General features: G+C 57.0%; 23 protein-coding genes. 1 reads left to right on the forward strand and 22 read right to left on the reverse strand.

Annotation, left to right across the window (positions count from 1 at the left end; all coding sequences use genetic code 11):
* Nucleotides 1–218 precede the first annotated feature (218 nt).
* The 7 genes from THS5294_RS06955 to THS5294_RS06985 all read right to left on the reverse strand — a co-directional run bounded on the left by THS5294_RS06955 (nt 219) and on the right by THS5294_RS06985 (nt 7999).
* Nucleotides 219–605, reverse strand: coding sequence for a hypothetical protein (locus THS5294_RS06955; RefSeq protein ID WP_058123167.1), 387 nt, complete (start codon nt 603–605; stop codon nt 219–221).
* Nucleotides 606–689: 84 nt separating this feature from the next.
* Complete coding sequence (locus THS5294_RS06960) at nt 690–1520, reverse strand: dynamin family protein (RefSeq protein WP_058123168.1); 831 nt, start codon at nt 1518–1520, stop codon at nt 690–692.
* The gene (locus THS5294_RS06965; RefSeq protein ID WP_158508584.1) at nt 1517–3574 is read right to left on the reverse strand and encodes a dynamin family protein; all 2058 of its coding nucleotides are present in this window, start codon (nt 3572–3574) and stop codon (nt 1517–1519) included. The genes THS5294_RS06960 and THS5294_RS06965 overlap by 4 nt, the downstream gene beginning before the upstream one ends.
* A gap of 60 nt (nt 3575–3634) precedes the next feature.
* Nucleotides 3635–4618: a hypothetical protein gene (locus tag THS5294_RS06970; RefSeq protein WP_058123170.1), complete on the reverse strand. Its 984-nt coding sequence runs from the start codon at nt 4616–4618 to the stop codon at nt 3635–3637.
* Nucleotides 4615–5529: a PP2C family protein-serine/threonine phosphatase gene (locus THS5294_RS06975; protein ID WP_058123171.1), complete on the reverse strand. Its 915-nt coding sequence runs from the start codon at nt 5527–5529 to the stop codon at nt 4615–4617. The genes THS5294_RS06970 and THS5294_RS06975 overlap by 4 nt, the downstream gene beginning before the upstream one ends.
* A complete protein-coding gene (locus THS5294_RS06980; RefSeq protein WP_058123172.1) occupies nt 5513–6484 on the reverse strand; it encodes an FHA domain-containing protein in 972 nt (323 codons plus the stop codon). Before THS5294_RS06980 ends, THS5294_RS06975 begins: the two co-directional genes overlap by 17 nt.
* 51 nt (nt 6485–6535) lie before the next feature.
* Complete coding sequence (locus THS5294_RS06985; RefSeq protein WP_082644970.1) at nt 6536–7999, reverse strand: serine/threonine-protein kinase; 1464 nt, start codon at nt 7997–7999, stop codon at nt 6536–6538.
* Nucleotides 8000–8291: 292 nt separating this feature from the next.
* Here THS5294_RS06985 and THS5294_RS06990 point away from each other — a divergent pair, with 292 nt between their 5' ends.
* Nucleotides 8292–9374 carry an alcohol dehydrogenase family protein gene (locus THS5294_RS06990; RefSeq protein WP_058123174.1) on the forward strand — a complete coding sequence of 361 codons (1083 nt, stop codon included), beginning with the start codon at nt 8292–8294 and terminating at the stop codon, nt 9372–9374.
* Nucleotides 9375–9427: 53 nt separating this feature from the next.
* On the opposite strand, the gene THS5294_RS06995 is transcribed toward THS5294_RS06990, so the two are convergent.
* The 15 genes from THS5294_RS06995 to THS5294_RS07065 form a co-directional block, all read right to left on the reverse strand.
* Nucleotides 9428–10489: a hypothetical protein gene (locus THS5294_RS06995; protein ID WP_058123175.1), complete on the reverse strand. Its 1062-nt coding sequence runs from the start codon at nt 10487–10489 to the stop codon at nt 9428–9430.
* Nucleotides 10486–11922, reverse strand: a complete 1437-nt coding sequence (locus tag THS5294_RS07000) for a PucC family protein (RefSeq protein WP_058123176.1) — start codon at nt 11920–11922, stop codon at nt 10486–10488. The genes THS5294_RS06995 and THS5294_RS07000 overlap by 4 nt, the downstream gene beginning before the upstream one ends.
* Before the next feature lie 111 nt (nt 11923–12033).
* On the reverse strand, nt 12034–12381 hold the full coding sequence (locus tag THS5294_RS07005) for a light-harvesting protein (protein WP_038008077.1): 348 nt from the start codon (nt 12379–12381) through the stop codon (nt 12034–12036).
* A gap of 13 nt (nt 12382–12394) precedes the next feature.
* Nucleotides 12395–12550, reverse strand: a complete 156-nt coding sequence (gene pufB / locus THS5294_RS07010; protein ID WP_038008076.1) for a light-harvesting antenna LH1, beta subunit — start codon at nt 12548–12550, stop codon at nt 12395–12397.
* A 426-nt stretch (nt 12551–12976) separates the two neighbouring features.
* Complete coding sequence (locus THS5294_RS07015; RefSeq protein WP_058123177.1) at nt 12977–14482, reverse strand: aldehyde dehydrogenase (NADP(+)); 1506 nt, start codon at nt 14480–14482, stop codon at nt 12977–12979.
* A gap of 57 nt (nt 14483–14539) precedes the next feature.
* Nucleotides 14540–15409, reverse strand: coding sequence for an NAD(P)-dependent oxidoreductase (locus THS5294_RS07020; protein ID WP_058123178.1), 870 nt, complete (start codon nt 15407–15409; stop codon nt 14540–14542).
* Nucleotides 15406–16413, reverse strand: coding sequence for a 4-hydroxythreonine-4-phosphate dehydrogenase PdxA (locus tag THS5294_RS07025; protein ID WP_233486428.1), 1008 nt, complete (start codon nt 16411–16413; stop codon nt 15406–15408). Before THS5294_RS07025 ends, THS5294_RS07020 begins: the two co-directional genes overlap by 4 nt.
* Nucleotides 16410–17123 carry a GntR family transcriptional regulator gene (locus THS5294_RS07030; RefSeq protein WP_058123179.1) on the reverse strand — a complete coding sequence of 238 codons (714 nt, stop codon included), beginning with the start codon at nt 17121–17123 and terminating at the stop codon, nt 16410–16412. The genes THS5294_RS07025 and THS5294_RS07030 overlap by 4 nt, the downstream gene beginning before the upstream one ends.
* Nucleotide 17124: 1 nt before the next feature.
* The gene (locus THS5294_RS07035; RefSeq protein WP_058123180.1) at nt 17125–18036 is read right to left on the reverse strand and encodes a dihydrodipicolinate synthase family protein; all 912 of its coding nucleotides are present in this window, start codon (nt 18034–18036) and stop codon (nt 17125–17127) included.
* The gene (locus THS5294_RS07040) at nt 18033–19208 is read right to left on the reverse strand and encodes an L-rhamnonate dehydratase (protein WP_058123181.1); all 1176 of its coding nucleotides are present in this window, start codon (nt 19206–19208) and stop codon (nt 18033–18035) included. Before THS5294_RS07040 ends, THS5294_RS07035 begins: the two co-directional genes overlap by 4 nt.
* A 3-nt stretch (nt 19209–19211) precedes the next feature.
* A complete protein-coding gene (locus tag THS5294_RS07045) occupies nt 19212–20708 on the reverse strand; it encodes a tripartite tricarboxylate transporter permease (RefSeq protein ID WP_058123182.1) in 1497 nt (498 codons plus the stop codon).
* Nucleotides 20709–20713: 5 nt separating this feature from the next.
* On the reverse strand, nt 20714–21154 hold the full coding sequence (locus tag THS5294_RS07050; RefSeq protein WP_058123183.1) for a tripartite tricarboxylate transporter TctB family protein: 441 nt from the start codon (nt 21152–21154) through the stop codon (nt 20714–20716).
* 82 nt (nt 21155–21236) lie between these two features.
* Entirely contained in the window at nt 21237–22181 is a 945-nt protein-coding gene (locus tag THS5294_RS07055) for a Bug family tripartite tricarboxylate transporter substrate binding protein (protein ID WP_058123184.1), read from the reverse strand.
* A gap of 370 nt (nt 22182–22551) precedes the next feature.
* Nucleotides 22552–24045, reverse strand: a complete 1494-nt coding sequence (locus tag THS5294_RS07060) for a BCCT family transporter (protein ID WP_058123185.1) — start codon at nt 24043–24045, stop codon at nt 22552–22554.
* A 2-nt stretch (nt 24046–24047) separates the two neighbouring features.
* On the reverse strand, nt 24048–24560 hold a 513-nt coding region (locus tag THS5294_RS07065), incomplete at its 5' end, for an efflux RND transporter permease subunit (RefSeq protein ID WP_145974156.1).

Here is a 24560-nt window from a genome sequence, read left to right on the forward strand (position 1 = left end):
GCGCCCTCCATTCGCAAAACACGAAATCGCCTCTGATCGGTCATTTATAAAGATAAGTCGCCTCGGCAGTTGGGTCTCTGCTATCTTAGCGATCAAGTTCTCTCTCGGGTCATCCATACCCAAAATGGGCCCGTTGGAAACGATTGCGGATTGAGGGCGCGATAAGGCCTGTAGCCGAGATAAAAGCATCGAAACATTAGAGGTTTCTGAGCCACTCTTCACTTCGGCATCTCCAATGCATCAAGCGCGGCACGCACTGCAGGCAAAAAACGCTGAAGGGAAATGCGACTCGTACATACGCAGCAAAACGCGTCACTTTGCTTGATCGTCGATCTAAGAAAAACACCCACTTCTTCAGGCTCAATCAGTACCGCTTCGAAAACCCCGGCATCAGAACCGTTGGAAATAAGAGCCTCCATGGGGCCGTTTGCTTGGTGGTCAAGAACGGCCTTTGCGGTAGAACACAGACTGCTAATCTCTTCCTGCATGCGCGATGTATCCGCGCTCACAGAGAGGACCATTCCAGCCTCTAGATCGGCGAATGCCATCAACGTGCATTCAGGAAACTGATCCCGAAGTGACTGCATTCGTTTTGCGACGTCCATGCCGGCAACAAGCCTCTCGCCCTAAAATGTAAAGCAGGCACGATACGCCATGAGGGATTGCAGAAAGGTAAACGCAACCGCTCTTCAATCGGATTTGGGTCGCGGCGTCACTGCGCGCACTCTGCCGATACGGCGCGGCACAATGCGCTGCGCCATTTCCTCAGCTCTAGTCTCTGCAGCAACACAGGCTGCTGTCTCTGCACCGGATCGTTCGGAGGAACGTAAATCAGAATTAGGCGTCAGATCATTCAAAATTTGCTTGAAATACCGCGCGAAATCGCCAGCCCCAGTCCGCAACCAAGCGTCATAGTCATTCTGCTCATTCGCGGCTTGTAACAATGAAATTGGAAGGCACGCACGAAACTGATCACCGACCTCCATGCGAACCCGCCGGATAATCTTCTCGCGGTCTTTCTCATTCGTAATTTTATCAATTCGCGTGAGCAGAAGAAGGCTGTTTGACTGCAACGTATCCGGTAGACCGCTCCAAACTGCAGCCTCACTCTGGCGCCATGCCTGCGTTGCGTGGCTACACCAAAGCACGCCATCAGCCCGTGCAATCATCCTTTGCCAGACTTGTGGCGACATATTGGGATCAGAAATCCCCGGCATATCCAACAGATCACAGCTTTCGAGCACATCCGCCTCAGAATAAATCTGAATATAGGCTGTGTCTTTGAGCGGAGCCGCCGCAATGTGTGACAAATCAATCGGATGTTCTTCGCCATCAATATCCACGCGAAAGGGATCCTCTGCACCAAAAGAAATCATCACAGGTGGTACATGGCTCGCGATAACCTGAACCGGCAGAGGCTGGCTGCCAATCAACAAATTGGCCAGCGTGCTTTTGCCCGCACTGAATTCGCCCATGAGAGCAATACAGGGTTTCTTGTCACACGCGGCTGTTTGGCTCATGCCTCAATCGCCTCTAGGCTTCGGATCGCTTGCTGTACCTCCACATCGCGGGCGATCAAAGTCTGGCGATCAAACAACGCGTCCACTCCATCCTTGGCCAGTAGAGGTGCGGAAAGAGTATTCAGTAGGATTTCTGCCTGCTCGCACACAAATCGCTCCGCCTCCTGAACCGCCTGTTCACGCAAAGCATCCCCATGCTGCGACTTCAGATCTTGGATCACTCCAATGGTTTCGGCGTGGATCAGCTTTCGAAAATCTGTAGCAAATGACTGATATCCTCGCCGCTTATACCACCAGTTGCGCCACCAAGTGCCCTTCAAATCCAGCGCGATTGTCTGACCCAAAGTTACCGGTGGCGGCACACGCAAAGGCGGCGGGACTTTGATATCAAACAACTCAACCGGCAGGTTTAACGCATTTTGATAGAGTGAGCCGATCTCCTCCGCTGCCTGACGTACACAACGATCAAAAGCTGATTGCACCGTTTTTCCATGCGCTTGGTACGAGGATCGAAGCAAAAGGCGCAGACCAGCCGGATCATATTCCCACACTTCGTCGTCACCGAACTGCTCTAGATAAGACAACAAAGCATCCGTAGCACGCGCCAAAAAGCTATCGTGCACACGATCCAAACGGATTGAAAAAGCCGTCTGTGCCTCATCAAGCTCAGCCATCAATGTCGTCTTTGAACTCTCTTTGATTACGGCAACCGCTGTGCTGATCTCTGACGCGCTGATTTGCACCGGAACTTCGCCGATTTGCGCCTTGGCCTTAAGGTTATCTGCCTGTTGCACACCGGCCAGCAGGTTCCGGGCACGCGCCCCAATGTGCCTCACTAGGCCCTGCCCTTCACCATGCATAATTTGACTAGAAATAGCTGCATAAAGCGCGGGCATGCCCGACAATTCCCACAACACACTACGTGTTGTTTGATGTTGTAGGCTCGCGTCCTCGCTCGCATTCACGAGCTGCATAAGCGCAGCCTTGCTTGCCTCGGGTACGCGAGAAAAAGACCCCATCATCGCACCTTGTGCCCAGATCGCGCTGCCAAAGATAATCTCCGCGTCTTTTGGCCCATCTATTTTTGCCAGTGTTTCGACAATGCTGTCACGGATTTGGACAACTTGAGTGCTGGGCTCAGACAACTCATCGACGCGGTTCACGAAAATAATAACTTCGTTTGACTTCACATTGGATATCAACCGAACCAACGCCAAGTCCGTTGAAGACAATGCCTGATGCGCGGACAATACCACGACGCAAATGCGGCTATCCCGGATCGCGCGAATAGTAATCTGCTCACGCATCATAAAGGTGTCGTTTACGCCCGGCGTGTCGCGAATGCATAGCCGAACGGGCAGCGCAGGCTGGTGGAAAAACAGGTCGGCAGATCGCGTTATATCCGCAAATCGACCTTGCTGCTCGGATGCGCTGTCATCGAAATCATCACCAAGGCAGACGTACCTCTCGACCAATTCGTGATCGAAATAGCCGTAGTCATGCTGCTGCCCCAGTAAAAGTTCAAACCTCTCACCAAGGCGCAGCTTTGATTTTTGGCGCATCTGTTCAACCTGCGCTTTGATCTTGGCCAGCTCATCATCCGCGCCGGCGCGGTCCGCCAATTCACCGATGCGGCCGCCGCCTGCGATCAGTCGATCCCACTCATTTTCTTCGAAAAAGCAAAACTGCGCGCGCGTTTCAGCGTTAATTGGTTTGGGTGACATGTGCAGTGATGTCACAACCGAGGTCCACGGGTTCACATCCGTTGGCAGCAAGTCCGGGCGGCCAATCATGCAGTTTACAAGTGACGTTTTGCCCGACTTAATCTGGCCAATCATCGTAACGCTCGGTTCGAAGGCTTCAATCTTCGCCTCAAGCTGCGCCGCGATCTTGGCACTGCTGTCATCCCCAAGGTTTTTAGCGGTAAGCACGGCGGCTTTTACCGGCTCCATCTGTTGGGCAAACGCGTCCAGCCCCGCGACGGCGGATTTCAAAAGCCGATCCGATGCACTCAGGCCATCATCAGGGCCCGCGGACGGTATGGGAGGAGCCATGTTCATATCAGAACCAGCCAGTAGAGTACGGGGGTTAATACTCCGTGTAGCGCCGCCCAATTATGCGGCATCAAGGATTTCTAACTCACGCCGCAATTGGAGTAAGGTTGTGACTGCGCAGATCGTCTGCGAGAGTCCGCCTTCAACCGACAACAGTAAGATGTTGTCCGCAGCCGTGCGCGCATCCTCGGACAAAAGCGCGAATTCGCTTGATACGCCTGCCCCCGCTAGATGTGTTTGCATAGCCTCTGCCAGTGCCTCGGCAGCCGCCGAACAAGTCGTCAAAATTTGCGTGAGCGCTTCTGGGGCTTCCCCCGCCATTTCAGGGGCCAAATCCTTGGCGTAGCCAGCCAAAACCGAAAGTGCCTGTTGAGCCGCGTCTTGAGTGGCTTGGTCGCTAGCATTTTGGTTCGTATCGGCCGCCAGATTTGGGGCTGCGCCTCGTTCAGCCGCCTCATCTCTGTGGCTGGTGAGAAAGCTCTGAGCATCCACATAAGCTGCTACCCGTTGCGAGGACACCATACCTACGATTTCGCGCAGCAAAGTGGACGATAGCTCTGCGTTTTGCGGACCCAGCGGTGCGCCCAGTACAATCGGGAATAACCCATAGAACTCACTGTCCGCGATGCTTTGGAAGTAGGATATTTGCGCGTCATTGAGCCGCTCAGAAAACGTAATGGTATCAGCAATTGGCACCAAAAAACTTCGACTTTTCAAACGATCCGGAACTTTTTGCCAAACCTGCAACTCTGACGAGGAAAAGGTAGCCGTACACCAGATGCAGATATCCCCGTTGCTAGGGTCAAACGCGGCGGGCGTGTCCGCAACGAACAACTCAGCCTTAGGAATGGCGCGTGCGCAAATGGCATTCGCCAGCGCATCCCGCCCCGCACTTTCAGGGCCCGCAATCAACAGACGTGTTTTGGATGTCATCGCCTTCAAGAGACCCTCCGCCACGTCCCGCGCGTTCGCAGAAAGCCCACCGGACTGGAGCAACGCATGCAATGCCGCCAAGGCCGTGCCATGGTCACCGTCCCTGCTCACCCCGCTGCCCCTTTTGTGCGTGGTCTAATGGAAAACATCGGCTGGACAAAGTCAGGGATGCTACCAGTTTCGATAACTCTTAAGGGTACAACTGGCCTGACGCCTGAACCGGTACGCGCGGTTTTCACCTGAACCACGGAAAGGGAAACGTTGTCCAAATCCGGGTCCTGTAGGCGCTCTAACCCCTCCATCAGACTGTCGGATATCTCGGCGCTTCCGCTGAGGGGCTGATCCCGCAGGACAGCCTCAATCTCCACGTTGGGCAGAAATTGCAGCCCATCGCTGGCGACAATCAGGGTGTCGCCCCCCTTCAGCGTCAGGGGCACCTCCGGACAATCCATATGCGGGATGGGTTTCCCATACAGCACGGAAGTCAGCACATTGCGATCTGGATGATCCTTACCCTCCGCCGCACTCATCGCGCCTGCGGCAACCATGGTGTCAATCGCACGGCTCATGGAGTGATCTTCGTTGAGCTGCGTCAACTCGTTGTCACGGAACAGAAAAAGCGGAGAGTCCCCTATGGATATCCAATGCAATTCATCACCGATCAGCACGGCAACCACCAAGGTAGAGCCCATCCCGCTACATTCCGAATGCATCTCAACATGAGAGCGCAAACGACTGTTGGCCGCACGCGCAGCGTCCCTAAGCGTTTCTGGGATGCACGTCCTGTCTGCCACCATTTCACTGCGCATAAATGTCAGCGCGCGAAACACTTCTGTCAGGACAATCTGGCTGGCGACGTCGCCTGCGGCGTGCCCCCCCATACCATCCGCCAAAATCACAAAGCCTAGATCTGCCCCGCTGGCGATATCTGCCAACATGGCGTCTTCTTGATAGTCCCGTGCACCGCGCGACATCGCAGAGGCAACATCAAAGGCAAATACTGGCTCACATTGTTTGTGCATGACCCGCGCCTTCCCAGACGAATTCGTCGCCGCACAGAGCCACAAACCGCAGCGTTGTTTCACCGATACGGATCATGTCACCGTGGCGCAGGTCTTCGGTGCTTAGGACCGGGCGACCATTCAGGCGAACGATGTTCGACTTTCCCCCGTGCCCAAGGAAAAAGCCGTTGGCTTCCTCATCGTAAGCAATGGCCGCATGCTTTTCGCGTGAGATACTGGTATCACCGAGGTCCAGCACCACGGTTTGATCGTCACCACGACCAATGGTCGACACACCCGAATGCAGCGTAAAGCTGTGCCCTCGACCCGGCCCATCCGCCACAACAATCCACGCGACCGGAAAGCGTGCGCCCTTTGGGCTGGCTTGGGCTGCGGCTTTGTCGATCGGATCGATGATCGCGGCCTCTTGATCAAACCCCAGCATCCGCGTCCGAACCCGCCGAGCTGAGCGGTCATTTCTTTGCGGTGGATCAACCTCTGGCACGAGCGTTGGTCCTTGGGGTGGCGTCGTAAACTGAACCTCCGACACCGGCGTCCGATGCAGGGCCTGAGACTGCCGCGCCTCCTCTATTGCCTTTTGTTTTTCCGCGATACGCGCCTGAAACGCGGCGATTTCTTGGGCCGCAAGCGCCTCTTGCTCAGCGAAGGCATCGGAGGGGTCTGGCGCCGCAGGCGCACGCGCGGGGGCAACCAAGTCGTCGGCGCGAGCCAGTGTATAGTCCTCATCCCGCGGGATAGGGTCGATCTCACGTGGCGAGGTCTCTGTGAGTGTCGTGCAGGCCACGGGGTGCGGGCTCGGCGGATCAGATAACTGGGCACCTTCTTCTACTCGGGCCACGACCTCAGACAATGCCCGTGTGTCCAACACTTGATCCAATTCAGGTTCTCCCATGTCGACGGGCGCTATAGGCTCGCTTTTGGGCGGCGTATTGAAGACGCGTTTAAACAAAGTCATCTCGGAACCTCATTTCTTTTTGCTTTCAACGCGATGACGTCGCGCACGGGGTTACAGAACATCGTCACTGTCCAGGGTCAGGATGGGCGGCGTATTTGTCTGAGCAGGAGCCGTTGCAGGCGAAACCAGCGCCATGATTTGTTTGCCGTTCAGACCAAGAACCACGGCAAAGACCAGCGCGCCCATCACCGTTAAGATCATCGGCACCTTCGAAGCGCCCGGCACAGCCAAAGGCTGCGATACGGCCTTGGGCTTTGACTTGGCCGTATACATTGCGTCGATTGCCGCTTCGCTGGCGGCAACACGCGCGACCTGTTTGAGGCGCGCTTTCTCAATCCAATCTGGGGCTTCATCTTCGTCGGTATAGCCTGCGGGTTCTGGGTCGGGTTCAAGCGGATGGGCCAATTCCGCAAACCGCTGCTGATAAGACACCTCGGCCCGCTTGGGCGCGGGCTCAACTTCCACAGGTTTGGGTTGCTTCGGCTCTGCCGCTGCACTGCCACCACCATCCTGCTGGGCAATCGCGATCAACTGCGTAACTGTCCGTTCGATGTCTCGCTCTTGGGTTGCTGCGCGCGTAGGCACGGGTGACCCGCCTTCACCACCGATGCGCGCCATCCAGTCCTGCGCGGATTGAATCCGATCCTTCGGCAACACTGCCATTGCCTGATCCAAGGCCCGCAGAAACGCATCTGGATACCCCGCGATACGCCCTACCAAGGGCACATAGGGATCCGGCTTTTTGTCAGCGATAGCCGCCAAGCGCATCTGGCTATTAGGTGGAGCGCTGCCTGAGATGACATGCACAAAGGTTGCCGCAAGCGCGTACAAATCGCTGCACGGCCCCTGCTGACTGCCCGCGACATAAAACTCTTGCGGGGAATACCCGTCCTTGACCACCTGCACCGCCGACAATGCGCGGCTCTTTTTGCTGGCCTCTTCCCGCGCGGCCCCAAAATCGATCAAAACGGGGCTGCCTGACGTATCAATCAGGATATTGTCGGGGGAAATATCTCGATGCAGCATATCCTCCGCATGAACGACCGCAATGGCATCCAATATCCGCCAAAGCACCGATTTTATCTCTGCAAAGGCGGGGCGCTTTCCCTTTTCGTCAATGATATCAAGTAGATCCCGCCCTTCAATCAGATCCAACGCCATGTAGGCTGTCTCGTTGTCCTTAAAGACCTGATGTACGCCCACAATGTTACGGTGGTCCAGTTTCGCGAGGCTCCGCGCCTCTCGGACAAACATCTCAACAATCGAATGGAACTGCCCCTTTGAGGTCCGCGACCGCTCGACCACGGTGCGGTTTTTCCGCTGGCACAGCGCCTCGGGGAAGCATTCCTTGATGACGACTTGCCGGTCCAAACTGTCCCGCGCCACATAGGTGATCCCGAAACCGCCGCTGCCCAAATACCGTTCAATGACGTACTGCCCGCCCAACAAACGGGTGCCCACCGGCAGGAATTCTGCCGAAGCGTGGGGGTCGTTTGGGGCATTGTTGGGTCTCATTGATTTCCGCACCCCCACGGGCTGTTGCAAGCGTGCGCTCATCATCGGGTGCGCGCTTTTCCTGAGGCTGAAATCGCGGCGAACTGTGTCCAAAGCTCGGCAAAAGGGTGGCTCTGTTCTGGAGAACATTTGCAATTCGAATTGCTTTTGAACGGCCTTCGCAGCGGCACGCCATTTGAAGCTGAGGACACGGCCCGATGGCCTTGCCCCTAGACAGCCTGCGACTGACCTGATCGAAGGGTTGGCGAACAGAGCCGCCACCCCAGCGAAGTACAACACCGGAGCACCCGAAATGACACTGCCAACCACAATGAACGCAATGGTCACTATGGGACACGGCAACATGGATCAGATGGTTTGGCACCCAGATTGGCCCTGCCCCACGCCCGCCGCAAGCGAGGTTTTGGTCCGGGTCAAGGCCTGCGGGCTGAACAACACCGACGTGAACACCCGTGTGGGTTGGTATTCCAAAGCCGTAACGGAGGCCACAAGCGGCGATGGCTATGCCAAAGTCGACGACGAAGACCCGACATGGGGGGCCGCGCCGATATCCTTTCCACGTATTCAGGGGGCTGATGTCTGTGGCGAGATCGTCGCCGTCGGCATAGGCGTGGACGCCACCCGCATTGGTGAACGGATCATCACCGACTGCTGGCTGCGGGACCCGCAAGATCCCAACGACATCAACAAAACCGGTTACTTCGGCTCGGAGCGGGATGGCGGCTTTGCGCAATACACCACCATGCCTGCGGTCAACGCGATTGCCGTAAACAGCCCCCTGTCTGACGCCGAATTGGCCACGTTTTCATGCTCCTACTCCACGGCTGAGGGGATGCTGACCCGCGCTGGCGTGACGGCGGCAGACACTGTTTTGGTACCGGGCGCCTCGGGTGGCGTGGGCACTGGGCTAATCCAGCTGGCCAAGCGACGCGGCGCCCGTGTGGTCGCCCTCGCATCCGAAAACAAACATGACGCGGTGCGCGCCTTGGGCGCTGACCTTGTGCTCCCGCGCGCGCCAGGAAACCTAAGGGCGGCCCTAGGGGACGAGAAAATCACCGTCCTTGCGGATGTCGTGGGTGGCCCCAATTGGAGCACCCTTCTCGATGTCATCGAACGTGGTGGGCGGCTCACATGCTCCGGCGCGATTGCGGGCCCGATCGTCGCGTTTGATCTGCGCACATTCTACTTACGGGATCTGACGTTCACGGGCTCTACCGTCATCGCACCCGAGGTCACAGCAGCACTTGTCCGCTACATTGAAGCCGGTGAAATCAAACCCGCCTTGGCCGCCACCTACCCGCTGCGCGAGCTGCACGCCGCACAATCCGCGTTCATCGAAAAAGCCCACACGGGCAATATCGTCGTGGTCCCATAAGCCCCAAGCCATTGGGGCGGCCTGTCCAGCCGACCCCAATGCGTAAGCTGTGACTAACGCTGCATCAAAGTCGGCATGCCCAGCATCCGAGAAAACGAAAAGCCGTCTCGTTGGGGGCGGTCAGCTGGATCCTGACGTTTGATCACGAGTGGTAGGATAAAGTTCGCCATCCGCGCGTGCTTGGGAAAAATCGAGCCGGTAAAGGGTTTACGGCGGCTCAACAAACCAATCGGGAAATTCGCCATCCGCGCGTGGCGCGAAAAAATGGACCCTGTGAACGGCTTGCGCGTGCTCAACAATCCGATGGGAAAGTTCGCCATGCGGGGGGCGCCGGGCATCAATGCGTTGCTGCCGGTTTTACCGTTGATCAACAGGGGGAACGGCACCGTGGCCATTCGCTGATGCCGTGGAAAGATCGAACGGCTGAACGGCTTGCGCCGGTTGGTCAGCGGCAGAATGATATTCGCCATCCGCCCATGCCGCGGAATAATCGAGCCCGTGAATGGCTTGCGCTGAGAGATCAACTTGATCGGAAAACTCGCCATACGCTGATGTCGCCCAAAGATCGACTTAGTGTAAGGTTTGCGTTGGCTCAGCAGGCCAAATGGCCAGTTCGCCATGTGCGCGTGGCGATAAAACAGGGTCCCGTCATAGGGCTTGCGCTTGGACAAAAGCGGAATGGGCCAATCAGCCATGTGATGATTGCCGCGTGCACGTGAACTACGCTCAACCCCCGACATGAACCGTGGATGGCTTTGCAGAACGCTCAATCCACGGCGCCCGTAGGTTGGGTCCTTCACCTCAACCTCATCAACGACGCCATCAAGAACCACGGCCCCGTTGGCCACGGCGGCTTCGCGCGTCATCCGCGCAACGCCCAAGGGGCGGCATCCGGCCTCTACCAGCATCACAGCGCCGCCCTTAGCAAGGCGCTCTTGATAGACTTGCGCCGCTGCTGGCGTGACTTGCAGCGCAGTCAGTTTATCCGCAAGGCACTCCGCATCCGTGAATGTCCGAATGATCTGTGGCGCAACCTTTTGCTCAAACACGAGCGCATCGCGCGCCGCCATCGCCTGGTCCGCGTGTTCAAAATACCGCGTGATGATCTTTGTCATTGTGCCTCCACTGGCTTTGGTTGTGCGGTCGCTACAGGGCGCGACGTCCGGGAAACGCCACGGCGGATCACGAGCGGAATAGCAATGAGAATAGCCATAACAAGGAACGCCATCTCGATCGTGAAGACTACATTATAGGGCGTGCTGGGCTGAAGTCCCGCAAGGCTTGGGGCCGCCACAAGGATGTCACGGACAATTCCGGCCAGTGCGACGCCAATGCCGGCACAGGTTGCCTGCACCGCACCCCATGCCCCAAGCGACAGACCGACCTGGTCTGGCGGGGCATTTCGGATCGTGGCCGTAAGCGTGCCGTGCCCAAACAGGCCCGCACCAAGCCCAGTGGCTAACGTGCCCACGCAAAAGACAAACCCCCCACCATGGACCGAAGAAAGGATTATCGCCGCAAACCCCGGCAAGCCAATCATCGCACCGAATGTGGCCAAACGCACAGGGTCCCCGCCAATCGCGAGCACACGCGATGCGATACCAAACCCCATCAACGTGCCACCCGCGAACAATGCAGTCAGGCGCGTCGTCTCAGCCACTGAGAACCCAAGCGCTTGGCCGCCATATGGTTCCAGCAGAACATCCGCCATGCCAAAGCCAAATGTGCCTAAGCCGATCACAACCAACAGCCGCATCGTCCCGGGTAAGGCGATCAACCGCCCCCAGGCATCTAAGAATGACACCTTCGGCGTCTGTGCCATGCGCAAGGCGCGCGACCGGTCACGAGATTCCTGTTTCCACATCGCAATCATATTGAGCGCGACAGTCACCACCGCAGAGCCTTGGATCACTTGGATCAGCCGGCCCGGCGTATAATCAGCCAGTAATGCGCCATAGATAAGCGCGCTCACGACCATCCCGAGCAACAGCATAACATACATCAGGCCTACGACCTTTGGGTGGTCCTCTTGCTTGACCAAATCCGTCGCAAGCGCCAACCCCACCGTCTGCACGATATGCAGACCAGCCCCTACCAGCAAAAACGCAAGCGCCGCAGACGACAAGCCCAGCCACCGGGGGGCATCCACCGCCTCGCCGTAGCCCGAAAGGACCAAAAGCGCGAAGGGCATAATCGCAAAGCCGCCGAATTGGTACATCGTGCCCTTCCAGATGTAAGGCACGCGCCGCCAGCCGAGGGCAGACCGATGTTCATCCGATTTAAAGCCGACCAATGTTCGAAATGGTGCAAACAGCAATGGCAGCGCGAGCATACCTGCCACAAGCGCCGCCGAGACATCTAACTCAACAATCATCACCCGATTGAGCGTGCCCATCAACAGTACCAACGCCATGCCAACCGTTACCTGAAACAACGACAGCCGCAGCAATCGCGACAGCGGCACATCCTTGGTTGCGACATCCACAAACGGCAGATAGCGCGGCGCAATTGAGGCCAGCTTGTTAAGGGCAAAGGCGCGATACTTCATGGGTCCATTTACCACCACGGGTCGATGATCAGCTGACATACGCGGCCAGCCAAGCGCTCAGACAAAAAGAGAGCGCCCTCAGGCGAAATCGCCCGGGGCGCGGATGATCGACTAAAACGTGCCGATCACAGGGGGTGCATCTGCGGAAGCCCGAATTGTGCCGGGTTGCAGGATGGCCTTTGCTGATGTGCCATCAGCAAGAACGATGGTCACTTCACGTGCGCCGCCGTCCAGATCTTTTGTATAGGCCACTTTCGCGGTATCCGCGTTTGGTACTGTCATGGCAGACGCCATTTCATCCCCGGAGCCAAGAGGCTGACCGGACAAGAAGTCCGACACCCAAGACGTGTTGCTTAGAACAGCAACGTGGACCGCGAACGACCCAACGGCGACTGCGCCAAGAAACAGGGGGACCCCGACGGACGGGGACACAACAAGCCACATTTTTGCATTGTTCATTGTCTATCCTTCCTTAGCCGAGCCAAGGCGTTGCAGACGCCACAAGAATGTGTGCCAGAAGCGCGATAGCCCCGAACACGCGGGTGCCATCAATGAGGTAGCTATGCACTTCCTCGGCCTCTTTTAGGGTCAGACCGGTTGGCCAGACCTTCTCTGGATCATCGGACATGTCCAAACTCCTCCATGGTTAGGTTTCGGAACCCACACGAAGACGGCTTGGCAAGATGCGATGGCCACTCTCGTGGATTCACGGCCCAGCCCATTATTTAGGCCACAGCCGATAGGAAAACTGTGTACTTTTTTATTTACATTGTAAACTGTCTATATAAGTTTACATATTTTAATGAGCATTAACAAATATTTAACAAAAGAATTACCGCAGATCACATTCAAATTCGGAAATTATCCACAACCCTGCGGTGATCCAACGCACACCCCCTCGCAACCAGAGATGGGCCAGTCTAATCGATAGCGGCGCCGAATCCAGTGACAGTCAAACCGCCATAAACCACCCAGCAAAAAGGGCGCAGCGGTGGACCATTTCAACTATGGAACCGCTGCGCCCTGCCATTAGATTTGACTGAACAGGAAGCCCTTAGAACCCGTCAGGTAACAAGGCGTCAGGCATGTTTTGGTAGCACACCGGCCGTACGAACCGACGAATAGACATCGTCCCAACCGAGGTCGCGCCGAAGTTGGTGGAAGCCGGGTAAGGTCCGCCATGTACCATCGTGTCTGACACCTCAACGCCAGTGGGGAAGCCGTTTACCAAGACGCGGCCAGCCTTACGCTCTATGATCGGCATCAGGCCTTGGGCCATCTGCGTATCAGCGTCATCCATATGGATCGTACAGGTCAGTTGCCCCTGCAATGCCTTGGCAACAGACGCCATTTCATCCGCATTTTGCGCAACGACCACAATGCCCAAGGGTCCGAAGACTTCTTCCTGCAACGCGTGTTCGGCCAGCCAATCTTTGGCTGACACTTGATACAAATAGGGCTTCGCTTCGCGGCCTTCACAGGCCGTGCCGAGAAGTTCACTCACTCCAGCGCCTTGCGCTATGCGAGCAGCCCCGCTGCGGTAGGCATCGGCGATCCCATCCGTCAGCATTGTCTGGCCGCCCATCTCGCTTAACGCGCCCTGTGCCGCATCAACGAACGCATCCGCACCCGGAAGAACGACCGCAATACCGGGGTTCGTGCAGAACTGCCCTGCCCCCATACACAGCGAACCGGCCCACGCGGCGCCCATATCCGCGCCGCGCGCTTTGATCGCTTCGGGCATCATGAACATCGGATTGACCGAGCCCAATTCACCAAAGAACGGGATCGGCTCTGGCCGTGCTGCGCACAGATCAAACAAGGCACGCCCCCCACCGAGTGAACCGGTGAACCCAACGGCGCGGATCAGCGGATGTTGGACCAGTGCGGTGCCGACGTCGCGCTTGCCGCCTTGGATCATGCTGAACACGCCCGGATGCATGCCCGTCTTTTGGATCGCCGCGTGGATCGCCTCAGCCACAATCTCGCCCGTGCCGGGGTGGGCCGAGTGGCCTTTAACCACGACCGGACACCCAGCCGCCAAAGCCGCAGCCGTGTCGCCGCCAGCCGTAGAGAACGCCAGTGGGAAGTTCGAGGCGCCGAATACGGCGACAGGCCCGATCGGGCGCTGCACCAGCTTAAGATCAGGGCGCGGCAATGGCGCCCGGTCGGGCAGTGCTGGATCATGCGCTTGGTCCAGATAATCGCCCTTGAGGATGTGTGATGCAAACAACCGCAGCTGGCCAGTGGTGCGACCGCGTTCGCCCTGAAGGCGCGCCTCCGGCAGGCCGGTTTCTTGGGCGCCAATTTCCGTGATCGCCTCACCGCGGGCCTCAACCTCATCCGCAATTGCGTTCAGAAACGCGGCGCGGTCCTCGCGGGAGGAGTAGCCAAAAGACCAGAATGCCTCTTCGGCAGCTTCGCAGGCTTGTGCCACCAAATCGGGTGTTCCGACCGAATAGTCATGGGCAGGGCCATGCGCCGGATCAGATGCAAAGGTCCGATCACTCGCGACCCATTCGCCAGCAATCAGATGTTTTCCGTGGGGCTTAAAGCTCATCTTGAGTATCCGTTTTTATGGGGGTTCAACTGTCAGGCGCGATTAAGGGCGCCGGGATTAGGGGTCCTCGGGCGCAAGCATGGTGCTAACGAACTGGTCGCCGCGTCCATCCGAGACCAGCGTCGCAAACCTATCAGCGAGCAGAGCTGCCAACGCCGTCCGAGAGGGCGCCGCGTGTTCGATCAAATCACGGGCATACCGCAAGTCCTTAGCCGCGTTGGTTATCGTAAACTGTGCGCCGTCGTAATTGCCGTCTAGCGCAGGGCCAACGGCCTTTTGCAGCGTGCCGGAGCGGGCCGCCCCGCTCATCATGATGTCATATAACGCGCGGGCATCAACGTTCATTTTCTCGGCGCATTGAAATGCATCCGCCAAAAGCATCGTGGTACCCTGCGTAACCAAATTGTTCAGCAGCTTTGCAGCATGCCCGGTACCAGCATCGCCAAAACGGCGCACCGTTTTTGAATAAACGCCAACGATAGCTTCAACCTCGGGAAAATGCGCAGCATCGCAGCCGACAAGCGAGGCGAGGCTACCTTCGCGCGCCTGCTGTGGCCCACCCGTTAGGGGCGCATCCGCAAAAACAGCCCCCCGCGCCGCCAGATCACGCGCCAACTGCGCGCTGGTTTCAGGCCGGGACGTGCTGGTGTCGATCCACATTTGTCCCTTATTGAAATGGAGCACCAATTCACTAGCCAGATCAGCGATGACCTCTGCGTTGGGCACACAGGTGATCAAGACTTCGCAGCCCTGCAGCAGTTCCAGTGCACTGGCCGCTTCAATCGCGCCCTTCGCCAAGAGGTCTTCGACCGGCACTCGGTTTTTGTGGGGCAAAACCACAAGCGGATGCCCCGCCGCCAATAGGCAAGACGCCATGCCAGCGCCCATCAGTCCAACGCCGATAAAGCCTATGGCGGGCAACGTCATAACGCGGCTTCGGTCTTTGCGGTTGTTGCCATGCGCACCAATAGATCAAAGGCTTGGCGCGTGGCGCTCACGTTCGCGATCCCTTGGCCTGCGATATCAAACGCGGTGCCGTGGGCGGGCGTGGCGACAGGGATGGGCAAGCCACCGGCGACGGTCACGCCCCTTTCGAACCCCATCAGTTTGATCGCGATCTGACCCTGATCGTGGTACATTGTGACCACCGCGTCGACCTCACCTCGTTTGGCCTTGAGGAAAACGGTGTCCGAAGGCCAAGGACCGGTCACATGCATTTGACGATCCTGACAGGCTTTGACGACGGGCTCGATGATATCGATCTCTTCGCTGCCGAACTTACCGTTGTCTCCCGCATGCGGGTTCAACGCGGCAACCGCGACGTGTGGCCGTGCTTTGCCAGAGCGCGCGAGCGTGGCATGCGCCAGCTCAATCGCACGCTGGATGCCCGGAGCGTCGATGTTGGCCGCCACATCTTTGAGCCCAATGTGGCTGGTCACGCGGGTGGTCATCAAATCGTCCAAGACGTTGATTTCCGAATGATACCCAGTGAACCCAAGATACCGCGCCATATAGCGATGCTCGTCCTCGGCGTTCAGACCAGCAGAGGTCATTGCAGCCTTGTTGAAGGGTGCAAACAACACGCCATCCACAAGGCCCGCTTGCGCAAGATCAAGCGCCTTATCCAAGCACCTCAGGGACGTCGTGCCGCCCGCTACGGTTACTGCGGCCACTTGGACCTGATCGGGATCAACAGTCGCAAGGTCAAGGTGCACAAGCCCTTCAAAACCTCCGATCGCACCCTCTTCAATCGTGTTGAGCGTAACCTCAACGCCAGCTTGCTCGGCCCCGCGTTGCCAAAGATGGGCATCGCCAACCAAAATGATATCTGCAGCTTGGCACACGCCATCCTCGGACAGCAGTTTAGCAATCAATTCAGGACCAATTCCAGACGGATCACCCGGGACAATAGCGAGTTTGGGGCGCATCATTCGGCCTCTTTTTCAGATTGAACTTCTGCAACCGACGCGGCGATGTTTTTCTCTGCCGTCTGTAGGTGCAATTTCAGGGCGCGACGTGCGGCAACCGGATCACGGGCTTTTAGCGCCTGAACGATATCCAAATGCTCCTGCCGGGTGGCGCCGCGGCCCGCATCGCGCTGCGACGACAAAAACCGCACGCGCCATAGCCGAGCGTTATAAGTGGCATGTGTTTCCGCCAAGGCGACATTGTTCGCGGCCGCTACAATCGCTGCGTGAAACGCCATGTCGCGCCGAAATGCCTCTAGCTTGCCTTCGGAATTGCGTGCCTCTTTGATGGAGGCGTTGATCCGCTCAATTTCAGCCAAGTCAGCGTCGCTCGCGTGGGTACAAGCCAACTCTCCGGCTAACGCCTCAAGCGCGCCTTGGACCCGCAACCAGTCATTGATTTCATCAAGCGAAGGGTCCGCAACGCTGGGACGGCGGGTCGGGCCGTACGCAATAAGCCCTTCCCCTTCGAGAATACGCAGCGCTTCTTTCAGCGGGGTCCGGCTGATCCCGAATGCCTCGGCCAGATCACGTTCCCGCACGGGCATGCCGGGCGCTAGTTTTCCCAGCATTATGAATTCACGCAGATTGTCCGCCGCCTCCGAAGCCAGCGACTTGCGCGGCTTGAGATCGGCGAAATCACGCAGTTCATTTCTCCAGGCAGGATCTTCCATGCTACTTCCCCCACCGCAAAACGAGCGGATCAAGCGGCCGCAGCAGATCAATCATCCGCGACCGAATATCGGGGTGCAAGGGCGGGATCGGGTGGCGACAGAACTCAGACTTGATCACGCCACCCTCTACCATCGCGGCCTTGCACGACTGCCAACCGCATTGCCGATTTTCATGATTAATCGCCATTGCGACCCGGCCATAAGCCTCTGTCGCGCCAGAGACGTCACCCGAGTGATACTTGGTGATAACCGGTTTAATCTGATCCACGATCATACCGCTGGTCATTGACCCTGTCGCGCCGGCGTCCAGATCGGCCAAAAGAGTAATCGCCTCTTCGCCATCAAACGGTGCCTCAATCGCGTCCCCGCCCTCTGCGATCAGGGCACGGATTTTATTGGCCGCGCGCGGGCATTCGATCTTGAACAGCTTCACGGCCTCAATCTCACGCGCCATGCGTACCAGTAACGGAACCGGCAAATCCACACCTGACAAAGGCGCGTCCTGAACCATAATCGGAATACCGACCTCACCCACAGCGGCGAACTGCTCAAAACTCTGCTCGGGCGTGCCCTTAAGCAATGCCCCATGATAGGGCGGCATCATCATCACGATGTCCGCGCCCAAGTCCTTGGCGAAACGCGCACGCTCAACGGCAATTTGGGTGGCGTAGTGGCTGATCGTGATGATCACCGGCACCCGGCCTGCGATATGCTCAACGCTCAGCCGCGCCAACACCTCACGCTCCGCGTCCGAAATCAGGAACTGCTCCGAGAAATTGGCAAGAATGCAAATTCCGTCCGCGCCTTGATCGATCAGACAATCAAGGACACGTTTCATGCCCTCCAGATCGGGGGTGCCATCGTCATGAAACGGGGTCGGTGCGACGGGCCATATGCCGGTGTAGGTGTTCATTCGGTGATCTCGAAGTGTTCCAGATATTTATCAGTGATCGTGATCCCAAGACCCGGCTTTTCCTCGTCCAGTTGCAAGAAACCATCTTGCGCCTCTGCATCACCTTCAAAGATGTAATAGAACAGCTCGTTGCCGACTTCGACATCGAAAACCGGGAAATATTCCGACATTGGGCAGTTCGTGTTGGCCATCGTGACGTGATAATTGTGCATCTGGCCGGCATGCGGGATGACGGGCACCTGATGCGCCTCGGCAATGGCGTTGATTTTTTGGGCCGCCGTGATCCCGCCAACGCGGTTCGTGTCGTACTGCAAAACGCTCACGGCGTTGGTCTGCAACAGGTTCTTGCACCCCATGACCGAAAACTCATGCTCACCGCCAGAAATCGGCACGATGTTCATCGCGTTCAGTTCCGCGTAGCCGGTGGTGTCGTCGCCGATCACCGGCTCTTCCAGCCAACGCAACTCAAACGGGGCCAGCTTGGGCAGCATGCGTTTGGTGTAGTCGAGGTTCCAGCCCATGTAGGCATCGGCCATCAAATCCTTATCGTAGCCGATCACTTCGCGCACGCATTCGATCCGCTTGAGGTTTTCGCGCATCCCCGCCATGCCGTCCCGTGGACCCCAGCCAAAGCGCATCTTGAACGCCTGGTATCCGGCTTTCATCGCCTCTTCGGCTTCGGCCTGCATCACATCAATAGGGCCGGAATACAGCTTGGAGTAATAGACTGGGATTTCCTCTTTGGTGCGCCCACCGAGCAGTTTGAACACTGGTTTATCAACGAGTTTACCCATCAAATCCCAGATCGCGATGTCAATGGCCGACATCGCGGTCATACCCACGCCTTTGCGGCCCCATGCTTGGGTGCGCCGGTACATCTTTTCCCAGATGTAGGCATAGTCGAACGGGTCCTCACCCACGACCAGCGGCGCATACCAATCATCAATCGCCTTCTTCGTGACCGAGGGCGCAAGTGCGGCATTGCCGATGCCAATGGTGCCGTCGTCGGCCTCTACCTCACAGGTCAGCCATTGGTGAAAGCGGAACGATTCCATCGCGTCCCCCTTCATGCCCAGCGCATCAGAGGCGTTGGTGCAGAAGTTCCCCTGTGGCGGGACCGTCGGCCCCGTCCAATTCCAGACACGGGTGCGGATCGATTTAATTTTGGTCATGGGTTATTCTCCCGTAGATTGGAGCGGATCGCGTTGGCGAAACAGGCACCAGCAATAGGGCCCGAACAACGCGAGTACGGTTAAGACGAAAAACAGGAGCGTCAGGGGGCGCGTGAACATCAGCCACCACTGGTCATCGAGCATGATCAGAGATTGGCCGAGCCGCTTCTCCAGCATCCCCCCAAGGATCAACCCGATGGCTAATGGCACAACCGAATAGCCAAAGCGGCGCATGAAATAGCCGATCACGCCAGACCCGATCGCGATGTAGACATCCAGCATAGACTGATCGAGCGCATAGGCCCCAACGATCGAAAACGTGAAAACGATAGGCCATAGAATTTGCACCGGAACAAAGGTCACGCGTGCAAACAGCTTGGCCCCAAACAGCCCCACAAAGATGAACGTGATGTTGACCAGCAGCATGGACCAAAAGATCGCATAGGCAAATTCGGCCTGCTCGGTGAACATGGTTGGCCCGGGCTGAAGCCCGTGGACCATCAGCCCCGCGAGGATAACGGCGGCCGTCGGGCTGCCCGGAATGCCCAAGGCCAAGGTGGGCACCATCGCTCCGCCCGTGGCTGAGTTATTTGCAGCCTCGGATCCCGCGATGCCCTCTATCGCGCCCTTGCCAAATTCCTCAGGCGTTTTGGACCAACGGCGCGCTTCATTGTAACCAATCATTGAGGCAACGGTCGCGCCCTCGGCAGGCAAGATGCCAATAAACGTGCCGATGCCCGAACTGCGCAAAATCGTCTTCCAGACTTTGCGGTAATCCGCGCGAGAGGGCAGCTTGATCGCCTTGAGCAGGATTTGACGCCGCTCAACGCTTAGCCGTTCTGCCTGTACCAACAGCTCGGATATTCCGAAAATTCCGATCATGACCGGGACAAAGCCGATCCCTTCGGACAGCTCATTGAACCCAAACGTAAAGCGCTCAACCGTGGTCAAAAGATCCTTACCCACCGTTGCCAACAAAATACCGATGCACCCCGCGATTATGTTTTTGAGCGGCGTGCCATCCCCAATGGTGGCCAGCATCGAAATCCCAAAAACCGTCAGCGCAAAGTATTCTGGTGGCGCAAAGTTGTAGGCCATCCGCGCAAGCAATGGCGCGGCAAGCATCAGACAAAAGACCGAGATAATCCCACCAATTGTCGATGAAACGGTCGCCATGCCCAGCGCCCTGCCCGCTTCACCGCGTTGAGCCATCGGAAAGCCATCCAAGCAGGTCGTGGCACTTGCCGACGTGCCGGGAGTGTTGATCAGGATCGCTGTAATCGCGCCTGCGAATGTGGCCGCGCAATAGATCGTCGTCAGGATGGCAATCGCGGGGATCGGCTCCATCGTAATGGTGAAAGGCAGCAATAGGGCGGCACCGGTTGTGGCATTCAACCCCGGTAGCGACCCAATGATGACCCCCGCCAGCGTGGCTGCAAACAGCAACACAAGCAGCTGTGGGTCCATCAGTGCGAGAAGTCCGGCAATAAGCGGTTCCATGTGGGTTATCCGTACCAGAGGTTCGTCAGAAAGCCGCGCGGGAAGCGGATCCGGAACACCAAATCAAAGAGAAGAAATACGAGTGCGGGGCTGATAAAAGCGACCAATCCGATGCTCCAAAGCCGCCGCTCACCCCAAAGCGAAGCAAGCCCCCCAGCAAAGACGCCCAAGCCCAAGAATAGGTCGATTTGGGCGACCAGTGAAAAGACCACAAACATGCCAATACTGCGCCAGACGTTTGCGCCCACGACGCCGTGCTCAATCGGCTTGTCAAAGATCATCACCAGAACAGACAGCGCGATGATCAAGATCAGCACCATCTGCGGGAAATCTTCCGGCTGCATACCGCGCAACAAAATCGGCGGAACACGGTCGAACTGGGTACTTAGCCAGTAGGCGAGTAGGCAAAAGACGATCGTGCCGCAGGGCACCGCGTAGCGCGTCATGGATGACATCCTAGAAAAATGCGGGAAGCTCAGGCCGACCCGCAACACATGAGCTTGCGGGTCGGCAGTTTAGTGCGCGTGCTTACTCGATGAAGCCCAGCTCACGCAGAGCGGCGTCCATATCAGCCTGCATCGACGTCAGCTGGTTGCCCCAAACATCAGAGCCCGCGACCGAATTCGCATCAAGCCCAACCGATGTCAGGAAACCCTGGTAGATCGAGTGGCTCATTGCATTCATCAAAGACGCTTCGATCTTCGCGGCCACATCATCTGGCGTATCGGCATGAACAACAAACCCACGCACGGTCGAGAAGTTCGCATCAATTCCCAACTCTTGCGCGGTCGAGACATCGGGCAATCCGCTCATACGCTCAGGCGCAAGAACCACCATTGGGCAGATATCGCCGGCGGAAATCTGTGACCCCGCTTCAGAAAGGTTCAAGACCGCCACATCAACGGCGCCCGCAACAAGCTGCGTGGCCAATTCACCACCGCCATCAAATGGGATGATTTTTGGCGTAGCCAGCTCACCACGACGGGTAAACATAAAGGCCGACACGTCATCGATGTTACCGAGCTGGGTTGTGCCGTAGGTCAGCGGGTCGTCTTTTTGAGCGGCCACAAAGGCCTCTGCATTGTCGTACACGCCGCAACGAGTCATCAGGATCTGTGGATCATCGGTGCCACGCGCGATCGGACGGACGTCATCCAACGTAAGATCGGTTTTGCCAAGCGCCACAGTCGCCGAGTGGCCGATGGTGAATGTTAGGATGCTATGACCGTCGGCTTCTTGCGTCAGGTAGTAATCCATCGCGGTGGCTCCACCGCCCCCACGCTTATTAACAACGACCATGTCAGCGCCAAGCTCGCGCCGCGCGCGGATCATCATCATCCGTGTGGTCACATCTGTACCGCCGCCATTCCCGGCGTGCGTGATCACTTCAATTGTTTTAGTTGGGTATTCTTCAGCGAGAACCTCACCACCGAGGAGCGCTGCGGCAGATGCCAAAGCCAAAAGTTTCTTCATAATTTCCTCCCATGCGTTCGACGCTTTCTGCGCCTTACGTGGCAGATATCATAATATTCAATATTTTGGAATACCAAATTTTGTTGTGAAAATTGGGTATGACCTCCTGATGGAATGCAAGCGCCCTAGGGAGACGCACTGAGCTTTGGCTGCAGAGGGAGGCATGGCCGCAAGTTCGACATTGACCAAGGGGCACTGCTAGCACGGCAGCGCAGAAAATTTCGGAAGCCTAAAAGCGGTGCATCACTCGACTGTGCGAACAATCAGAGGGTTAGTTAATCATCGTTCCTAGAGGGCTTCAGATATAACCAGATCAAAAGGGCAATGAACGCCAGAACCTCGACGTTCATGATCGTATCGAGTGTCGAGTTCATGGTGGTGTCTCGTCCTTCAGCGCCTTGAGAAAGCAAACGACCAGTAAGAGAACCACAAAGACAAACGGCAAAGCCCCTAATGCAATGATCGATTTCACAGCACCAATACTGCCCGACAGGATCATCACAAGACCAAGAGCCCCCAAGATAACACCCCACCCTAGCTTCACTCGGGTAGAGGGGTTCAGGTCCCCACGGGTGGAAAACATACCCAGCACAAATGCCGCGCTTACCACACTCGTCACCAGAAATAGAAACGCCGCAAGCAGTGTCAGCACAATGGTCACGTTCGATAGCGGGTACTGTCGCAGCATGTAGAAAGTCACGGCGCCGGTATCATCACGCACCAAATCAAGAACAGGCAGGCTATCATTCAAGGCGGCGGCAAACCCCGCGCCGCCAAAAATACCAAACCACATCACTGAGAATGCCGAAGGCGCGACGATCACACCCAAAAGGTATTCGCGGATCGTCCGCCCCTTGGAAATGCGCGCAATAAAAACCCCAACAAACGGCGCCCAAGCCAGCCACCAGACCATGTAGGTCAGCGTCCAATCCTGAAACCAGCCGACCGTTACCTCATCCATAAAGGTAAAAGTCCGAAACCCCTGCACAAAGAAACTGCCAAGGTATTCCCCCCCAGCCTGAACTAATCCACCCATGATCGTATGGGTCGGCCCAGCAAGCAGCACATAAAGCATCAGGACAACCGCAATGGCCATTGCAATGTTGGACAACAGCGCCATCCCCTTGCTCAGATCGACAGTCAACGGCGGCAGGTACGCTACGACAAGAACTGCGAACACCGCCAACATGAGCGTGATACCCTGCGCCTCCATCCCGAACAGGATTTCGACACCATCAGCGATCTGAAACACGCCCATAGCAACCGAGCCCCCCAGCCCAATCGCAATAGCAACAATTGCCAGAAGATCAGACAGCCACGCCACCCCGCGCGGAATGGGTCCTTGGCCAAAAACAGCCAAGATCGGCGAGCCGATTAAGGTTGGCCATCCCTTGCGGAAGCCAAAATATCCGATCACAAGCCCCGACAAAGCATAGATCGCCCACGCATGAAAACCCCAATGAAAGTTGGTCACAAACAAGGAAGCGGACACCGCGTCAACGCCTTCGGCTCCATCAAGAGCGATGAAGTGTGTCAGTGGCTCTGCGGTGCCCCAATATAGCAGCCCCACCCCCATGCCGGCCGCAAATAGCATCGTCAGCCAAGAAAGCGTTGAAAATTCGGGCGTATCGTCATCCGCTCCGATCACGATACTTCCGTAGCGGGAGAAGGCCAAAGCCACGCTCGTGATGAGAATGAAACTGACCGTCAACATGATGAACCATGCCCGAGAGGTGAACTGGATTATGATCAACCGCCGCGCCAGCGCCGTCAGCCCAGCGGTATCAATAATGCCCCAAACCGCTATCCCGCCCGTGATCGCCAAAGCGATCATAAGCATCGGATTGCGCAAAAGGCCCGACATACTCAGTTGGCCCCCATATCAGTTGATGCTTCGGCGGGCTCTGCCCCCATCTCATCCATTTTTACGCCAAAGAAGATCGCATAGAGGGTCGGCACCACGATCAACGTCAGGATCGTTGCGAAGCTCAGCCCACAGATGATGACAACGGCCAAGGAGTTAAAGAACGGGTCCCAAATGAGCGGGATTACCCCCAAAACAGTCGTCACAACCCCAAGCGTGACAGGGCGGGCTCGGCTGACAGCCGCATCTAGGACCGATTGCATACGCGCCCTGCCCGCTGCAATCAAACTGTCGGTTTCATCAATCAAAACGATAGCATTCTTAATCAACATACCCGTCAGTGAGAGGATGCCAAGGATGGCCATAAACTCGAGCGCGGTCTGTGTAATAACCAGCCCCCAAACGACGCCGATCAAAGCCAAAGGCACCGTCAGCCAGATGATCAGTGGCTGACGCACGGGGCTTTGTTGCACAAACCCGCTTGGGGACGTGTTTCCCCTGACCCCGGACGGATT

Origin of the sequence: Thalassobacter stenotrophicus (genome assembly GCF_001458315.1) — a bacterium.
Taxonomy (GTDB): domain Bacteria; phylum Pseudomonadota; class Alphaproteobacteria; order Rhodobacterales; family Rhodobacteraceae; genus Thalassobacter; species Thalassobacter stenotrophicus.

Coding starts and splice junctions, on each gene's coding strand:
- THS5294_RS07020 (WP_058123178.1), bottom strand. CDS start 15,409: ATGACGTTGCCCGCCATAGGCTTTATCGGCGTTGGACTGATGGGCGCT.
- THS5294_RS06955 (WP_058123167.1), bottom strand. CDS start 605: ATGGACGTCGCAAAACGAATGCAGTCACTTCGGGATCAGTTTCCTGAA.
- THS5294_RS06960 (WP_058123168.1), bottom strand. CDS start 1,520: ATGAGCCAAACAGCCGCGTGTGACAAGAAACCCTGTATTGCTCTCATG.
- THS5294_RS07015 (WP_058123177.1), bottom strand. CDS start 14,482: ATGAGCTTTAAGCCCCACGGAAAACATCTGATTGCTGGCGAATGGGTC.
- THS5294_RS07005 (WP_038008077.1), bottom strand. CDS start 12,381: ATGAACAATGCAAAAATGTGGCTTGTTGTGTCCCCGTCCGTCGGGGTC.
- THS5294_RS07045 (WP_058123182.1), bottom strand. CDS start 20,708: ATGGAACCGCTTATTGCCGGACTTCTCGCACTGATGGACCCACAGCTG.
- THS5294_RS06975 (WP_058123171.1), bottom strand. CDS start 5,529: ATGCACAAACAATGTGAGCCAGTATTTGCCTTTGATGTTGCCTCTGCG.
- THS5294_RS06965 (WP_158508584.1), bottom strand. CDS start 3,574: ATGGCTCCTCCCATACCGTCCGCGGGCCCTGATGATGGCCTGAGTGCA.
- THS5294_RS06980 (WP_058123172.1), bottom strand. CDS start 6,484: ATGACTTTGTTTAAACGCGTCTTCAATACGCCGCCCAAAAGCGAGCCT.
- THS5294_RS07000 (WP_058123176.1), bottom strand. CDS start 11,922: ATGAAGTATCGCGCCTTTGCCCTTAACAAGCTGGCCTCAATTGCGCCG.
- THS5294_RS06990 (WP_058123174.1), top strand. CDS start 8,292: ATGACACTGCCAACCACAATGAACGCAATGGTCACTATGGGACACGGC.
- pufB (WP_038008076.1), bottom strand. CDS start 12,550: ATGTCCGATGATCCAGAGAAGGTCTGGCCAACCGGTCTGACCCTAAAA.
- THS5294_RS07060 (WP_058123185.1), bottom strand. CDS start 24,045: ATGTCGGGCCTTTTGCGCAATCCGATGCTTATGATCGCTTTGGCGATC.
- THS5294_RS07025 (WP_233486428.1), bottom strand. CDS start 16,413: ATGATGCGCCCCAAACTCGCTATTGTCCCGGGTGATCCGTCTGGAATT.
- THS5294_RS07030 (WP_058123179.1), bottom strand. CDS start 17,123: ATGGAAGATCCTGCCTGGAGAAATGAACTGCGTGATTTCGCCGATCTC.
- THS5294_RS06995 (WP_058123175.1), bottom strand. CDS start 10,489: ATGACAAAGATCATCACGCGGTATTTTGAACACGCGGACCAGGCGATG.
- THS5294_RS07040 (WP_058123181.1), bottom strand. CDS start 19,208: ATGACCAAAATTAAATCGATCCGCACCCGTGTCTGGAATTGGACGGGG.
- THS5294_RS07035 (WP_058123180.1), bottom strand. CDS start 18,036: ATGAACACCTACACCGGCATATGGCCCGTCGCACCGACCCCGTTTCAT.
- THS5294_RS07050 (WP_058123183.1), bottom strand. CDS start 21,154: ATGACGCGCTACGCGGTGCCCTGCGGCACGATCGTCTTTTGCCTACTC.
- THS5294_RS06985 (WP_082644970.1), bottom strand. CDS start 7,999: ATGAGACCCAACAATGCCCCAAACGACCCCCACGCTTCGGCAGAATTC.
- THS5294_RS07055 (WP_058123184.1), bottom strand. CDS start 22,181: ATGAAGAAACTTTTGGCTTTGGCATCTGCCGCAGCGCTCCTCGGTGGT.